This window comes from Sphingomonas sp. FUKUSWIS1 (genome assembly GCF_000733135.1).
Classification (GTDB): Bacteria; Pseudomonadota; Alphaproteobacteria; order Sphingomonadales; family Sphingomonadaceae; genus Sphingomonas; species Sphingomonas aerolata.
On record NZ_JPJC01000016.1, the window covers coordinates 1 to 14025 of the forward strand.

General features: G+C 65.0%; 17 protein-coding genes and 1 tRNA gene. 11 read left to right on the plus strand and 7 right to left on the minus strand.

The genetic code is table 11. The features are described 5' to 3' along the window. Positions 1-93 precede the first annotated feature (93 nt). Genes grxC through sphsw_RS01630 form a run of 3 tightly spaced genes read left to right on the plus strand, consistent with a single transcriptional unit; the run spans position 94 to position 1603 of the window. On the plus strand, positions 94-348 hold the full coding sequence (grxC, locus tag sphsw_RS01620) for a glutaredoxin 3 (protein ID WP_031396302.1): 255 nt from the start codon (positions 94-96) through the stop codon (positions 346-348). Further along, positions 348-1175 (plus strand): carbon-nitrogen hydrolase family protein, encoded by an 828-nt coding sequence (locus sphsw_RS01625; RefSeq protein ID WP_031439094.1) that lies wholly within the window; start codon positions 348-350, stop codon positions 1173-1175. The genes grxC and sphsw_RS01625 overlap by 1 nt, the downstream gene beginning before the upstream one ends. Beyond that, on the plus strand, positions 1172-1603 hold the full coding sequence (locus tag sphsw_RS01630) for a DUF1178 family protein (protein ID WP_031439095.1): 432 nt from the start codon (positions 1172-1174) through the stop codon (positions 1601-1603). Before sphsw_RS01625 ends, sphsw_RS01630 begins: the two co-directional genes overlap by 4 nt. Positions 1604-1621: 18 nt before the next feature. Here the strand turns inward: sphsw_RS01630 and sphsw_RS01635 are convergent, their stop codons facing one another. The 3 genes from sphsw_RS01635 to sphsw_RS01645 form a co-directional block, all read right to left on the minus strand. Beyond that, positions 1622-3067, minus strand: a complete 1446-nt coding sequence (locus tag sphsw_RS01635) for an oligosaccharide flippase family protein (protein WP_081874051.1) — start codon at positions 3065-3067, stop codon at positions 1622-1624. Positions 3068-3143: 76 nt separating this feature from the next. Next, positions 3144-4076 (minus strand): glycosyltransferase family 2 protein, encoded by a 933-nt coding sequence (locus sphsw_RS01640; RefSeq protein WP_052380794.1) that lies wholly within the window; start codon positions 4074-4076, stop codon positions 3144-3146. A gap of 236 nt (positions 4077-4312) precedes the next feature. Continuing rightward, entirely contained in the window at positions 4313-5008 is a 696-nt protein-coding gene (locus sphsw_RS01645) for a hypothetical protein (protein WP_152555344.1), read from the minus strand. 244 nt (positions 5009-5252) lie between these two features. Here sphsw_RS01645 and sphsw_RS01650 point away from each other — a divergent pair. Beyond that, a tRNA-Arg gene (locus sphsw_RS01650) sits at positions 5253-5329 on the plus strand. 178 nt (positions 5330-5507) lie between these two features. Here the strand turns inward: sphsw_RS01650 and sphsw_RS01655 are convergent. Together sphsw_RS01655 and sphsw_RS01660 are read right to left on the minus strand one after the other, a co-directional pair. Continuing rightward, the gene (locus sphsw_RS01655) at positions 5508-5768 is read right to left on the minus strand and encodes an SWIB/MDM2 domain-containing protein (protein ID WP_031394799.1); all 261 of its coding nucleotides are present in this window, start codon (positions 5766-5768) and stop codon (positions 5508-5510) included. Positions 5769-5816: 48 nt separating this feature from the next. Next, positions 5817-6020, minus strand: coding sequence for a DUF2945 domain-containing protein (locus sphsw_RS01660; RefSeq protein ID WP_031394798.1), 204 nt, complete (start codon positions 6018-6020; stop codon positions 5817-5819). 118 nt (positions 6021-6138) lie between these two features. Here sphsw_RS01660 and sphsw_RS01665 point away from each other — a divergent pair, with 118 nt between their 5' ends. The 7 genes from sphsw_RS01665 (at position 6139) to sphsw_RS01695 (ending at position 11179) form a co-directional block, all read left to right on the plus strand. After that, positions 6139-7245: an S-(hydroxymethyl)glutathione dehydrogenase/class III alcohol dehydrogenase gene (locus tag sphsw_RS01665; RefSeq protein ID WP_031439099.1), complete on the plus strand. Its 1107-nt coding sequence runs from the start codon at positions 6139-6141 to the stop codon at positions 7243-7245. A gap of 9 nt (positions 7246-7254) precedes the next feature. Beyond that, entirely contained in the window at positions 7255-7638 is a 384-nt protein-coding gene (locus tag sphsw_RS01670) for a VOC family protein (RefSeq protein WP_031439100.1), read from the plus strand. After that, positions 7638-8477, plus strand: a complete 840-nt coding sequence (fghA, locus tag sphsw_RS01675; RefSeq protein ID WP_031439101.1) for an S-formylglutathione hydrolase — start codon at positions 7638-7640, stop codon at positions 8475-8477. The genes sphsw_RS01670 and fghA overlap by 1 nt, the downstream gene beginning before the upstream one ends. Positions 8478-8650: 173 nt before the next feature. Beyond that, positions 8651-9277 (plus strand): GTP cyclohydrolase I FolE, encoded by a 627-nt coding sequence (gene folE, locus sphsw_RS01680; protein ID WP_081874053.1) that lies wholly within the window; start codon positions 8651-8653, stop codon positions 9275-9277. After that, a complete protein-coding gene (locus sphsw_RS01685) occupies positions 9274-10047 on the plus strand; it encodes an SDR family oxidoreductase (RefSeq protein WP_031439103.1) in 774 nt (257 codons plus the stop codon). Before folE ends, sphsw_RS01685 begins: the two co-directional genes overlap by 4 nt. After that, the gene (locus sphsw_RS01690; protein WP_031439104.1) at positions 10040-10396 is read left to right on the plus strand and encodes a dihydroneopterin aldolase; all 357 of its coding nucleotides are present in this window, start codon (positions 10040-10042) and stop codon (positions 10394-10396) included. The genes sphsw_RS01685 and sphsw_RS01690 overlap by 8 nt, the downstream gene beginning before the upstream one ends. Positions 10397-10501: 105 nt before the next feature. After that, entirely contained in the window at positions 10502-11179 is a 678-nt protein-coding gene (locus sphsw_RS01695; RefSeq protein WP_031439105.1) for a type 1 glutamine amidotransferase domain-containing protein, read from the plus strand. A 42-nt stretch (positions 11180-11221) separates the two neighbouring features. Here the strand turns inward: sphsw_RS01695 and leuA are convergent, their stop codons facing one another. Both leuA and sphsw_RS01705 read right to left on the minus strand, forming a co-directional pair. Further along, positions 11222-12880, minus strand: a complete 1659-nt coding sequence (leuA, locus tag sphsw_RS01700) for a 2-isopropylmalate synthase (protein ID WP_031439106.1) — start codon at positions 12878-12880, stop codon at positions 11222-11224. Positions 12881-13073: 193 nt separating this feature from the next. Further along, positions 13074-13679 (minus strand): YceI family protein, encoded by a 606-nt coding sequence (locus sphsw_RS01705; RefSeq protein ID WP_031439107.1) that lies wholly within the window; start codon positions 13677-13679, stop codon positions 13074-13076. Positions 13680-14025: the final 346 nt, after the last annotated feature.

Below are 14025 nucleotides of genomic sequence, written 5' to 3' on the forward strand. Positions count from 1 at the left end.
CGGGGGCTGAATCGGTGACGATCCTGTGCTGGGCGCGTGTTCTGGACGACACCGATTATTGACAAGCGCGCGGTCAGACCACACCTGAAAATAATGGCTAAAGTTGAAATCTACATCAAACAATTCTGCCCCTATTGCACGCGGGCGATGAAGCTCCTTGCCGCCAAGGGCGTCGAACCCGAAACGTTCGACGTGACGATGGGCGGGCCGAAGAAGAAGGAGATGGTCGAGCGCTCGGGTGGTCGCATGACCATGCCGCAGGTGTTCATCGACGGGAAGCATATCGGCGGGTCGGACGACCTTGCCGCGCTCGATGCCCGGGGTGGGCTCGACCCTCTCCTGGCCTGATGCCCCGCATCGCGCTTCTGCAGATGACCAGCGGGATCGATCCCGCGGTCAATGCCGCCACGCTGGTCGCTGCGATCCGGTCGGCGGCAGGGCAGGGCGCGGTGATGCTGTTCACCCCGGAAATGTCGGGTCTGATCGACCGCGATCGCGCACGGGCCGCGGCGTCGATCGTGGCCGAAGCGGACGACCCGGTGCTCGCGCGTGTCTGCGCCGCTGCGGCCGAGGCGGGGATCTGGGTGCATGTCGGCTCGCTCGCCGTCCGCCGGGCAGACGGGCGATTTGCCAATCGCGGGTTCGTGATCGATCCGGCGGGCAGTATCCGCGCGCGCTACGACAAGCTGCATCTCTTCGATGTCGATCTGCCGACGGGAGAAAGCTGGCGTGAATCCGCGGCCTATGCCGCGGGGAATGCGGCGATCGTCACGCAGACGCCGGTCGGCATGCTGGGCGCATCGATCTGTTATGACCTGCGCTTTCCGGACCTGTACCGCGCGTTGAGCGATGCCGGCGCGACGGTGCTTTCGGTCCCGGCGGCGTTTACCAGGCCGACGGGGGCAGCGCATTGGCATGTCCTGCTCCGCGCCCGGGCGATCGAATCGGCCTCCTACGTCGTCGCCGCGGCGCAGACCGGCGTCCACGCCGATGGTCGCGCGACCTATGGCCATTCGCTGGTGATCGATCCTTGGGGCACGGTCGTGCTCGACATGGGTGAGGCGGCAGGGCTCGGCTTTGCAGAGATCAGCCCGGACAGCGTGACGGACGTCCGCGCCAGGATCCCGGCGCTCGATCATCGGCGGCCGATCCCCTCCGTGGCCGTGATCCGGTGATCGTCTTCGACCTTAAATGCGGCACCGGGCATGTCTTCGAGGCGTGGTTCGGCTCGAGCGCGGCCTATGAGGCGCAGCGCGCAGCCCGACAGGTCGAATGCCCGCTCTGCGGCGATGCAGAGGTGGCGAAGGCGGTGATGGCGCCGGCCGTCTCGGGCAAGGGCAACCGCGTGCCCGAGGGGCCGACGCCTGCGCGGATGAAGGCGATGATGACGATGCTGGCATCGAAACAGGCCGAACTGCTCGCGTCATCGCGTTGGGTCGGCGGCGCCTTTGCGGATCGCGCACGCGCGATGCATCTCGGCGACGAGGCCCCCGTACCGATCCACGGCCAGGCGAGCCTCGCCGAGGCCAGGGCGCTGGTCGAGGACGGCGTTGCCGTGCTGCCCCTGCCCCTCCCGGTCACGCCACCCGATACGATCAACTAAAGATGGGGTAGCCCGGCCTTACCCCGTAACGCGCGCGAGCACTGGTTTCAGCGCGGACTTGATCTCGAAGAACAACGGATGCTTCAGCAGCCGCAGCGCGATGCCCCACAGGGCGATGCCGATGCCGACGGCCAGGACGATCGGGACCAGCGGCGTCGTCGCGGCCCAGCCATGCCAGGCCATGACGATGATCGCCGGCGCGATCGCGACGCTGGTGGCCATTCCGCTGCGCAGATAGATGGCGAACATGTCCCGGTACTGGCTGTCCGTGATCCGGCGAATATGCGGCATGTAGAGCACGCAGGCAAAAATCGCATCGATGACCTTCGCCATCGCGGCGGCCTCGATGCTGATGAAGCAGGCTGCCGAGAATACGACGAAGCCGACGATGCTGCGCACGAACTCGAAGCGTGCCTGACGGCCGGTTTCGTCGGCGATGATGAACAGATCCCACGCCATCGCGATGGCGGTGTTGAACACGCCGACGACGCACAGGATCGACAGGCACATCGCGATCGAAACCCATTTCGCGCCATAGATGAGCAGCACGAACGGCCCCGACAGCACGCCAAGCCCCAGGAAAGTCGGCCACATCAGCGCGGTGAACAGGGCCAGCGCGTTCTGATAGCGCGGCCCGATCGGCAAGCCGGCGCGGATCCCCGCGGCAAAATCGACGAACATGATGCGGCAGATCACCAGGAACACGCTGTCCCACAACATGCTGAAAATGTTGCCGGACCTGGAATATAAGCCAAGCGCGGCCAACCCCAGCAAGCGGCCGAGCGCCATATCCTGCAACCGCGAGAAGACCCGGGAAATGCCCAGGGTGGCAAGCACGTTGATGCTGAACCGATGCACGTCGCGCCAGTTGTCGAACCCGACCTTTACCCTGGCATGATGCGGCGCGAGGCCGATCGCCATCGCGGTGCTGATCAAGGCGGCGATAATCTGCCCATAGGCAAAGCTCATATAGCTCTGGCCCGCGACCGCGAAGGCCACGGTGGCGATGGTGCCCGACGCAGTCGCCAGCATCTTGATGATCGACACGGCTTTGAAATCGCCGTCACGCTCGAGCAACGTCAGCGGCATGAAGCCGGCGGCCGTGATGATCGGGATTATCGCCAGGCAGAACAGCACGGGCCGGACCGCAGGCTCGTTGAAGACCGCACCGCTGACCAGGCCGAACCCGGCAATGATGAAGGCCAGGACGATTGCGACGCCGAGATTGATGCTGAAGACGGTCGACGACAATTCTGCCGTGAGATTCTTCTCGCGGATGAGATAATTGTTTAATCCGAGCGACTGAATGATGGAGATCAGTCCACTGGCCGCAAAGGCGACGGCGAAGATGCCGACCTCGTACGGGGTGAGGATGCGCGCCAATACGACCGAGCTGACCAGCTGGAGTATGAAATATATTGCCTGAGAACCGGCCATCCATCCAATTGACTTGCGCATACGCATCGTCTCGGGCTCACTCTATCACTGTCGTTGCGAAGTATAAGGCGGGGGTCGTGCGCGCACGCGATGCGCGGCGGCGCTAGCGGATCAGTCGTGCGACCTTCCTGATCGCGCGCCCGGCATATTGCCGCACGATGAAGGGATGTCCAAGGAACAGCCGGATGGCCTGGACGCGCTTGCCTGACTGCACCGCGTGGCGAAATCCGTTCAAGGTCTCGAGCCGGCCAAGCGCCCGCCTGCGATCGTGCAATAGCGCGACCAGCTTGCCGTCGCCGACAACGTCGGAGCGTTTCGCCAGCGATGCGCTCATCGCGATCTGCGCCGTATAATCGACGGTCGTCTGGCTTTTGCCCGATGTGCGCAGCGTCCAGACATAGCCGGGTTGCGGGGTAATGACGAACTTTGCCCCGCACAGCATGGCATCGAAATACATCTTGAAGTCTTCACCATGACGGATGGCCGGATCATAGCGAATGGCATGGTCTTCGAGAAACTGACGGCGGAACATCGGTTTGAGCAAACCATAGTCCATGTCCTGGTTGAACGGCCGGGCCGCCGCAACGAAGGCGTGGCGGTCAATCTCCGTGGCGGACCGGATCGCGCGGATTTGTGGCGGGCTCAACGCTGCCTGGGCCTCGTCCAGAAATCGCACATTGTCCGCAACCATATCGGCGGCAAACGCACCGGCGACGTCGAGGAGGTGCCGCAACCGGCCGGGTTCGAACGCGTCATCGGCATCGAGCACGGCGATCCAGGGCGCCCGAGCCGCCGCAAATCCCGCATTGCGTGCCGCCGATGGTCCGCCGTTCCGGTCGAGCCGGATCACGGAGAGGTTTGCGACATGACCATAGCGCGCCGTCACGGCTGCGTGCGTGTCATCAGGACAATGATCGTCGACGACGATCACTTCGAGCGCGACGTCGGTCTGGGACAGGGCAGAGTCGATCGCCTTGCCGATGAACTGCGCCGCACGATAAGCCGGGATCACGACGCAGATCTCAGGCGTATTCATCGGAACTGCGCTCGTCGGCGAAACGCTATTTGGCATCTTCGAAGTCCTGGATTGAGCCGCCAAATGCGTACTTTACGGGCCTTAAGCGGACGTCCGCTCGAATTGCAAGACACCGCAGGCAGCTAACCAAGGTCAAGACGGGACAGGTCAAATCCACGCTGCGTCACGAAAAATCGCGCGATTGGCGACAGGCGGCGGTGTCCCGGCGTCAGCGACGTGGAGCGGTTCGGTCGTCGCTAAGCAACCTCAAGCGCATCGTGCGGCATCATGTCACCCGTCACGTGCGGGACGATTATGCGGCCGAAAATCCCCCATATGGCGAGAATGAGCGTCAGACTTATCAGTTCGCCGCCATCTTCGACGAGCGTGCTGATCGTTTGAAAATGCCCGGGGCCGATCATCATCTCATGAAGCTTGTCGACGACCACGGCGAAGAACGCGGTGACGCAGAAGCCGAAGAGCAGCATGAGTGCGGGGGCGATGCGATCGCGAGCAAGCCTGACCATGCCCAACAGGGTCAGCGCCAGGGGAATGCCGGACAAGATTGCCTGTGCGAGGATTTCGCCATGAGGTCCGATCACGGCGTACTGGGACAGTACCGCGCCGATATGCTCGTGAAGCCGCAGCGAGTCGTCGGCGAGTACCACCAGAAACAGGAACGCGTAGGCCGCGTAGAAAAGCTCTTTCGCGTGGAGGAACGCATAAAGCGCGAGGCCGATGATCGTCAGTTCCTTGAGATATCCCCAGATCTCCATCAGCGATCCGTCGACGGACGAGTAGAGCAGCTGACCATAGAGCATGCTCTCCGTCACATTCGCGTGCTCGACATAGGCCCAGCGCAGGAACATCCCGAGTACGACAAGGTCAATCGCTAGAATGACTCCCAGGCCGATCAGCATGGGTCTTGCAGCCGTGGCGATCATCGTTTTCATCACGGCCCCATTTGCCTCCGTCACAAAACTGTAATGCGTTTGTTAACAGTTGCATAGGTGGTTTGGATGATGCGCCTTTTCGGCGGCCTAGCCCGTTTGAGCAGGGAGTACGTCCGCCGTTCGACGTTCGCCCGCCCTGCAGCCGCGTTGCGCAGGTTCGGTCTGGCCGTCATATTCGCCTGCTTCCGCGGATGCGCGTGGTCTGGACCGACGGGAATGGGGCTAGTATGGACGTCGCGTGCGTGGCCCCGTAGCTCAGCCGGATAGAGCACCAGATTCCTAATCTGGGGGCCAGTGGTTCAAATCCACTCGGGGTCACCACCACCGACATTATCAAGCGATCCGCCGCCTGCGGGCATCGCGACATTCGTCAGGGATGTAGTTTGGCCGGCGACAGGGGTTGTCGTCTGGCGCGGCCGGGTCGCGAGGGGTCAGGAGCAATCAGGCGACGTTGACCCCTCCGCGAAGGTGGCAACGTCGCCTGGCGTCCCGGTCAGGCTTAGGCCTTGACGTGCTGCGAGATGTACTTGTTCATCTCGAACATGGTGCACTTGTCACGGCCGAAGACCTTCTTCAGCTTCTCGTCGGCGAGGATCTCGCGCTTGTTCTCAGGGTTCTGCAGATTGTGGGCCTTGATATAGACCCAGACCTTGCTGATCACTTCGCTGCGCGGGAGCTTGTCGTTACCGACGATCTCGCCGAGCTCGGGAGAGGGCTGGACGGGGGCGTGGATGCCGCCGGTCTTGGGAGCTGTAGCCATAAGCATTCCTTCCTGTTCGCATGCGTGCGTTAGGCACTGCACGCGTGGTCACGCCTTGTTGAGCGCGCCCGCCTTGTGCGCTGCCTTGCCGCCATTGTCACTCTTTACGATGAATTGCGGCTCGTCCTTGGACGCGCGGACGGTGTGGCCCTTGATCGTCGTGTCGCTGGTCTGCTTCTTTTCGACCGTGCCGTGCGCGGTGCCGCCGGGGGATTTCCAAGTGACCTCGTCGCCCTTTTTCGGATCCTTCATCACACCATCTCCTTGATATTCAACGATCAAGCGCAGAGGTGCGGGTTTTGTTGCATGATCCGCGGTTGCAGACCCAGGGGCTGCGGTTCATCTGATGCGCCACCAAGGAGACCCATGCATGAAGACCCGCGCCGCCGTAGCCTTCGAGGCGAAAAAACCGCTCGAGATCGTCGAGCTCGACCTCGAGGGACCCAAATCCGGCGAAGTTCTGGTCGAAATCATGGCCACGGGCATCTGTCACACCGATGCCTACACGCTCGACGGACTTGATTCGGAAGGCCTTTTCCCGAGCGTGCTGGGGCATGAAGGGGCGGGCATCGTCCGCGAGATCGGCGCGGGCGTCACCAGCGTCGCGGTCGGCGATCACGTCATCCCGCTCTACACCCCCGAATGCCGCCAGTGTAAGTCGTGCCTGAGCCAGAAAACCAATCTGTGCACCGCGATCCGCGCGACGCAGGGGAAAGGGCTGATGCCCGACGGCACGACGCGGTTCAGCTACAAGGGCCAGCCGATCTTCCATTACATGGGCTGCTCGACCTTTTCGAACTTCACCGTGCTGCCCGAGATCGCACTGGCCAAGATCCGCCCCGACGCGCCGTTCGACACCTCCTGCTATGTCGGTTGCGGCGTGACGACGGGTGTCGGCGCGGTCGTCCACACCGCGAAGGTCCAGCCCGGCGATACCGTCGTCGTGTTCGGGCTCGGCGGGATCGGGCTGAACGTGATCCAGGGCGCGCGACTGGCGGGCGCAGGGATGATCGTCGGCGTCGACATCAATCCCGACCGCGAGGAATGGGGTCGCCGCTTCGGCATGACGCATTTCGCCAACCCGAAGGATGTGGGCGACATCGTCCAGCATATCGTCGCTTTGACCGACGGCGGCGCGGATTACACGTTCGACGCGACTGGCAACACGACCGTCATGCGCCAGGCGCTCGAGGCCTGTCATCGCGGCTGGGGCACCTCGATCGTGATCGGCGTGGCCGAGGCGGGCAAGGAGATCAGCACGCGGCCGTTCCAGCTCGTCACCGGGCGCAACTGGCGCGGGACCGCGTTCGGCGGTGCGCGTGGACGTACGGACACGCCCAAGATCGTCGACTGGTATATGGACGGCAAGATCGAGATCGACCCGATGATCACGCACCGCCTGACGCTCGACGAGATCAACAAGGGGTTCGACCTGATGCACGCCGGCGAGAGCATCCGCTCCGTCGTGATCTACTGAGGGGGAAATATGTTCAGCCACATCATGTTGGGTGCCAATGATATCGCGGCGTCGAAGGCGTTCTACGACGCCGCACTGGGCGCACTCGGCGTGCCCGAAGGCGTAATCGATGAATGGGGCCGGATCGTGTACGCGCACGCCGGCGGCCGCTTCCTCGTCACGCCGCCGATCGACGGGCAGCCGGCCACGCACGGCAATGGCAGCACGATGGGGTTCGTCGCGGCCTCGCCCGAGGCGGCGGACGCCTGGCATGCCGCGGGGCTCGCGCACGGCGGCACCGCCTGCGAGGATCCGCCCGGCGTCCGGCACGGCACCGCGGGTCGCACCCTGTATCTGGCGTATCTGCGCGACCCGTCGGGCAACAAGCTCTGCGCCGCTCATCGGGTCGCGTGATGGAGACGCTATCGACCAGCACGGCGTTCGGCGGCACGCAGGGCGTCTATCGCCACGCGTCGACCGCGACCGGCACCGACATGACCTTTGCCGTCTATATCCCGCCGCACGCGCCGGATGCGCGCTTGCCGGTTCTGTGGTTCCTGTCGGGGCTGACCTGCACGCATGCCAATGTCATGGACAAGGGCGAGTATCGCCGCGCCTGTGCCGAACACGGCGTGATCCTGATCGCGCCCGACACGAGTCCGCGCGGAGAGGGGGTTCCCGACGACGACGCCTATGATTTCGGCCAGGGCGCGGGCTTCTACGTCGATGCGACCGAGCAGCCCTGGGCGGCGAACTTCAACATGAAGCGCTATGTCGAGGACGAACTCCCCGCGCTGATCGCGGCGGAATTTCCGATGGCGGACATGACGCGGCAGGGGATCACCGGGCATTCGATGGGCGGGCACGGCGCGCTGACGATCGCGCTGCGCAATCCCGACCGGTTCCGCAGCGTGTCGGCCTTCGCGCCGATCGTCGCGCCGCTGCACTGCCCCTGGGGTGAGAAGGCGCTGACGGGGTATCTGGGGCCCGACCGTGCCGACTGGCGTGCCTACGACGCCTGTGCGCTGATCGCCGATGGCGCGCGGGTCGCCGACATCCTCGTCGATCAGGGGGAGGCCGACGGCTTCCTCGACGAACAGCTGAAGCCGGCGCTGCTGGCGGAGGCGTGCGCGGCGGCGGGGATCGAGCTGACGTTGCGGATGCAGCCGGGATACGACCATAGCTATAACTTCATATCGACCTTCATGCCGGATCATGTCGCCTGGCATGCGGAACGGCTGCGGCGTGCCTGACACGCCGTAACGCAAGCGATATGATGCGGCCCTTGTGTTCGGGCCGCGGACGGCCGCATGGCGCGCGGCGGGCGGGAGTCCGCTGCGATATTGTCGATATTATGATACCTCGGTCGGGCTTTCGTACCGAGGACCTTGCACGCCGGCCTGCGGCGGAATGATGGAGCGCTGTGATGATCGCCGAAACGCCTTTTGCCGATGCCGAGCCAGCCGTCGGCCCGGATGGCAAGCTGATCGTTCCGCAGGAGGTCGAGGCGGCGATCCGGACGCTGATCCGCTGGACCGGCGACGATCCGACGCGCGAAGGGCTGGTCGACACCCCGCGCCGGGTCGCGCGCGCGTGGAAGGAATATTGCGCGGGCTATGGCGACGATCCGGCGCGGCATCTCGAACGCGTGTTCGAGGAAGTCGGCGGCTATGACGAGATCGTCCTGCTGAAGGATATCCCGTTCCAGTCGCACTGCGAGCATCACATGGCACCGATCATCGGCAAGGCGCACATCGCCTATCTGCCGCGCAACCATGTCGTCGGCATCTCGAAGCTGGCGCGCGTCCTGCACGGCTTTGCCCGCCGGTTGCAGGTGCAGGAGCGGCTGACCGCGGAAGTGGCCGACTGCATCTGGGAGCAGCTGAAGCCACAGGGCGTCGCGGTCGTGATCGAGGCGACGCATGCCTGCATGGCTGCGCGCGGCGTGCGGACGCCGGGGGTGACGATGGTCACCAGCCGGATGATGGGCGTGTTCCGCGAGGATGAGCGCAGCCGCAAGGAGGTGCTGTCGCTGATGGGCGCGCGCGCATGATCCGAACCGTCCTGGTCACCGGCGGGGCGAAGCGCTTGGGCGCCGCGATCGTCCGGCGGCTGGCGGCGGACGGGCATGCGGTGGTCGTGCATCAGGGGCACTCGCCCGAGGAAGCCGATGCGCTGGTCGACGAGATCGTCGCGAGCGGCGGCCGTGCGGCGGCGGTCGAGGGCGATCTGAGCAATCTGCGCGGGGTCGGCGATCTATTCGCGGCGGCGCGGGGCGCGATCGGCGGTCCGATCGACGGGCTGGTCAATTGCGCATCGAAGTTCGCGTTCGATCGACCGCCCGCGGTTGATCCTGCGCTGTTCGCCGAGCTCGCTGCGATCAACTGCGGCGCGCCGGTGCTGCTCGCCTCGGCGCTGGCGTCGCAGGAGGATGTCCGTGACGGCGCGATCGTCAATCTGCTCGACCAGAAGGTCGCCAACCTCAACCCCGACTTCTTCTCCTATAGCTGCGGCAAGATCGCGCTGGAGGGGGCGACGGTGATGCTGGCGCAGGCGCTGGGGCCCCGGATCAGCGTCAACGCGGTCTCGCCAGGGCTGACCCTGCCGAGCGGCGACCAGACCGACGCGGAATTCGAGGCAGTGGCGAGCGACAACCTGCTCCAGCGCCCGGTCGGGGCGAAGGCGGTCGCCGATGCGGTCGCGTGGTTGCTGGGTGCGAAGGGCGTGACCGGACAGAATCTGTTCGTCGATTGCGGGCAGCGGTTTCTGGCGCGCGACGGCGACGTGATGTTCGACCGGCATCATGGGGAGCGCAATGGCTGAGTTCACGACGATCCTCGACGGGCTCGAGGTGATGATGCGGCTGGGCATTTATCCGCACGAGGTGGCACCGCAGCGCGTCGTCGTCTCGGTCGAGATGACGGTCGTATATCCGGGGCCGCTTGGCGAGGACGCGATCGGCGAGGTGCTCGATTACGACTTCGTCCGTGCCGGGATCCTGGCAATGGCGGCGGAGCGTCCGTTCGCGTTGCAGGAGACGCTGTGCGAGGCGATCGCGGCGCTGTGCCTGGGTGACGCGCGGGTGAGGCGGGTCGAGGTCGAGACGATGAAGACCGACATCTACCCCGATGCCGCGATCGGGTGCCGGATCGTGCGCGAACGCGTGATCTAGTGGAGGCGATAGTCCCACGACCGGGCGCATTTGGTGCCCGTGAGCGGCGCCGATCCTGCAGCCGGCTCGTTCCCTGCCCATAACCCACGCATCCGGAGACTTATGGTGAACATTCTCGTCGTTCTCACCTCGCATGCCGATCTCGGCGATACCGGCCGCAAGACCGGCTTCTGGCTCGAGGAGCTTGCCGCGCCCTATTATGTGTTCAAGGATGCCGGCGCGACCATCACGCTCGCCTCGCCGGCCGGTGGCCAGCCGCCGCTCGATCCGAGCAGCGCGAAGCCCGACGCGCAGACCGATGCGACGCGCCGGTTCGAGGGCGACGCGGAGGCCAGCGCGGCGCTCGCCGACACGCGGAAACTGTCCGAGATGAAGATCGCCGACTTCGACGCGGTGTTCTATCCAGGCGGTCACGGCCCGCTCTGGGATCTCGCCAACGACCCGGCGTCGATCGCGCTGATCGAGACGACCATCGGCGCGGGCAAGCCCGTCGCGCTGGTCTGTCATGCGCCCGGCGTGTTGCGCGACGTGAAGGCGGCCGATGGCTCGCCGCTGGTGAAGGGGAAGACGGTCACCGGCTTCACCAACAGCGAAGAGGCCGCGGTCGGGCTCAGCGATATCGTGCCGTTCCTTGTCGAGGACATGCTCGCGCAGCAGGGTGGCAAATATTCGAAGACCGCCGACTGGGGCGTTCATGTTGTCGAGGATGGCCTGCTGATCACCGGGCAGAACCCCGCATCGTCGGAAAAGGCGGCACAGGCGCTGCTGGCGAAGCTCGCCTGAAAGAACGGCCACTGGCCCTGCCGGTGGCCGCCCTTCCGGGCGTCAGGCGCGGTTGGCGGCGCTGAGGACGGCGCGAACCGAGGCGGTGGCGATGTCGGTGTCCATGCCGACGCCGAACACCGTCTTGCCCGCCGCGGTCCGGCATTCGACATAGGCCGCCGCCTGCGCGTCCGCACCATGACCGATCGCATGCTCGTTATAGTCCACCACATCGAGCGTCGGCCCGGTCGACTCTGCGATCGCCGCGATCACGCCCGAGATCAGTCCGTTACCGCGGCCCGAGATAGACCGTTCCTCGCCATCGATCGCGACGCGGCCGATAAAGACGCGCTGCCCCGCGGTGCCGCTTTCCTCATAGTCGCGGAGCTCCACGCGGTCGTCGGCGTGCGGCAGATAGGTCCGCTCGAACAGCTGCCAGATATCGGCCGCATTCAGTTCGCGGCTCGTCTCGTCGGCATAGGCCTGGACGTGACGGCTGAAATCGGCCTGCAACCGCTTGGGCAGCTTCAGCCCCTTGTCCTGCTCGATCACCCAGGCGACGCCGCCCTTGCCCGACTGCGAATTGACGCGGATCACCGCCTCGTAGCTGCGGCCGAGGTCGGCGGGGTCGATCGGCAGATACGGCACCTCCCACAATGTGTCGTTCTTCGCCTCCTGCGCGGCAAACCCCTTCTTGATCGCGTCCTGATGGCTGCCAGAAAACGCCGTGAAGACGAGGTCGCCCGCGTAGGGCGTGCGCGGATGGACGGGGATGTTGGTGCAGTAGTTGACCGTGTTCACGACCGCGTCGATGTCCGACAGGTCGAGCTTCGGATCCACCCCTTGCGTGTACATGTTGAGCGCGACGGTCACGAGATCGCAATTGCCGGTGCGCTCGCCATTGCCGAGCAGGCAGCCCTCGACCCGGTCCGCGCCCGCCATCATGCCGAGTTCGGCGGCGGCGACGCCGGTGCCGCGGTCGTTGTGCGTGTGCAGGCTGATTGCGACTGAATCGCGGTTGCGGATATGGCGGCCGAACCACTCGATCTGGTCGGCATAGATGTTCGGCGTCGCGCACTCGACGGTGGCGGGCAGGTTGAAGATGATCGGATTGTCCGGCGTCGGCATCAGGACGTCCATCACCGCCTCACAGACCTCGAGGCTGAACTCGAGCTCGGCGGTCGAGAAGGTCTCAGGGGAATATTCGAACTGCCAGCGGACGTTCGGTTGCTTGGCGGCCTCGTCGCGCAGCACCTTGGCGCCGTCGATCGCGATCTGCTTCACCTGCGCGCGGTCCATGCCGAACACGATCTTGCGCCATGCCGGCGACACCGCGTTGTAGAGGTGGACGATCGCGGTCTTCGCGCCGACGAGGCTGGCGAAGCTCGTCTCGATCAGGTCGCGGCGCGACTGGGTCAGCACCTGGATCGACACGTCGTCGGGGATGCGGCCGGTCTTCACGAGCCCTGAGATGAAATCGAACTCGGTCGCGCCCGCGCTTGGAAAGCCGACCTCGATCTCCTTCAGCCCGACCTTGCAGAGCAGGTCGAAGAAGCGCGTCTTCTTCTCGGCATCCATCGGGTCGATCAGCGCCTGATTGCCGTCGCGAAGATCGGTCGACAGCCAGCGCGGCGGCTTGACGATCGTCTTGGACGGCCATTGGCGGTCGTGCAGGTCGATTTGCGGGAAGGGTCGGTATTTGGTCGATGGGTCGCGCAGCATGGCTCGTGTCTCTCGTGATCGGGAGCGTTCGGGTCAGCCCTTAGGCGCGAGGCGCGGGGGCTGGCCACCACGCAAACGATCGGCGCGCCTAAGGGCGCGTAAGTCGAAGCAGCAGAAGGCGACCGTGAGACATTGCGTCTTCCCTATCGCGCGGACACGGTAAATGTCCAGCGCGATAGGGTCGGCGTACGTATTATTGCGCAGCGAATGCCGCGTTGATCGTCAGGTCGACCTTGTCCGACACGACGGGAGCGTAGGCGCCGATGTTGAAGTCGCTGCGCTTGATCGAGGTCGTCGCGCGGAAGCCGAAGTTCAGCTTCTTGTTCATCGGATTCGCGCCCGCACCGACGAACGTCGCCTGCAGCACGACCGGCTTGGTGACGCCCTTGAGTGTAAGATCACCGGTGATGGTCGCCTTGTCGCCGGTCGCGACGACCTTGGTCGAGACGAACTTGGCGGTCGGGTAGGTCGCGGCGTCGAAAAAGTCTTTCGACTTCAGATGGCCCGCGAACGGCGCGGACGTGACCGACAGCTGGTCGATCGCGAAATTGACCTCGACCTTGGTCGCGTTGGGCTTCGCCGGATCGATCGTGATGCTGCCACCCGATGCGCCGATCTGCCCCTCGAGCATCGAGAAGCCCATATGGTTGAGCTGCCACGTCACCTGCGTGTGGTTGGCATCGACCGCATAGGTACCCGCGGCGACACGCGCCTTGACGGGGGCGCCGGGGACGGCGGCAGTCTGCGCCAATACGGGAGCGGCGGTGAGGGCGAGGATGGTGGCTAGGGCTAGGCGCATGCGGGGTCTCCTGTTGAACGCGCGATGCTGGCCGAGCGGAGGGAGCGCGTCAAATGACGTTATGCCAACGCTGTGTTTCGGATTTGGGTCGGTGGGGGGGGGCGGGTGTTCCCCCGCGGATGCGGGGGCCCAGCTGAACCACGATCACCGCCCGAGACCCTGGACCCCCGCGTTCGCGGGAAACGGGGACTGGGGGAGGGGCGCGCTTACTCCAAGTGCCACCACCCCGGCGAAGGCCGGGGTCCAGCTGGGGGACGGTGGTAACGCAAGACGGCGCTCCGTTACTCCGGCCTTCCCAACTGGGCCCCGGCCTGCGCCGGGGTGGGGTGGGGTGGGGTGGGGTGGG

Excerpts from the sequence above, each read along its gene's own strand:
- grxC (WP_031396302.1), top strand. The coding sequence starts at position 94 with ATGGCTAAAGTTGAAATCTACATCAAACAATTCTGCCCCTATTGCACG.
- sphsw_RS01625 (WP_031439094.1), top strand. The coding sequence starts at position 348 with ATGCCCCGCATCGCGCTTCTGCAGATGACCAGCGGGATCGATCCCGCG.
- sphsw_RS01635 (WP_081874051.1), bottom strand. The coding sequence starts at position 3,067 with ATGCGTATGCGCAAGTCAATTGGATGGATGGCCGGTTCTCAGGCAATA.
- sphsw_RS01640 (WP_052380794.1), bottom strand. The coding sequence starts at position 4,076 with ATGAATACGCCTGAGATCTGCGTCGTGATCCCGGCTTATCGTGCGGCG.
- sphsw_RS01645 (WP_152555344.1), bottom strand. The coding sequence starts at position 5,008 with ATGAAAACGATGATCGCCACGGCTGCAAGACCCATGCTGATCGGCCTG.
- sphsw_RS01655 (WP_031394799.1), bottom strand. The coding sequence starts at position 5,768 with ATGGCTACAGCTCCCAAGACCGGCGGCATCCACGCCCCCGTCCAGCCC.
- sphsw_RS01660 (WP_031394798.1), bottom strand. The coding sequence starts at position 6,020 with ATGAAGGATCCGAAAAAGGGCGACGAGGTCACTTGGAAATCCCCCGGC.
- sphsw_RS01665 (WP_031439099.1), top strand. The coding sequence starts at position 6,139 with ATGAAGACCCGCGCCGCCGTAGCCTTCGAGGCGAAAAAACCGCTCGAG.
- sphsw_RS01670 (WP_031439100.1), top strand. The coding sequence starts at position 7,255 with ATGTTCAGCCACATCATGTTGGGTGCCAATGATATCGCGGCGTCGAAG.
- fghA (WP_031439101.1), top strand. The coding sequence starts at position 7,638 with ATGGAGACGCTATCGACCAGCACGGCGTTCGGCGGCACGCAGGGCGTC.
- folE (WP_081874053.1), top strand. The coding sequence starts at position 8,651 with ATGATCGCCGAAACGCCTTTTGCCGATGCCGAGCCAGCCGTCGGCCCG.
- sphsw_RS01685 (WP_031439103.1), top strand. The coding sequence starts at position 9,274 with ATGATCCGAACCGTCCTGGTCACCGGCGGGGCGAAGCGCTTGGGCGCC.
- sphsw_RS01690 (WP_031439104.1), top strand. The coding sequence starts at position 10,040 with ATGGCTGAGTTCACGACGATCCTCGACGGGCTCGAGGTGATGATGCGG.
- leuA (WP_031439106.1), bottom strand. The coding sequence starts at position 12,880 with ATGCTGCGCGACCCATCGACCAAATACCGACCCTTCCCGCAAATCGAC.
- sphsw_RS01705 (WP_031439107.1), bottom strand. The coding sequence starts at position 13,679 with ATGCGCCTAGCCCTAGCCACCATCCTCGCCCTCACCGCCGCTCCCGTA.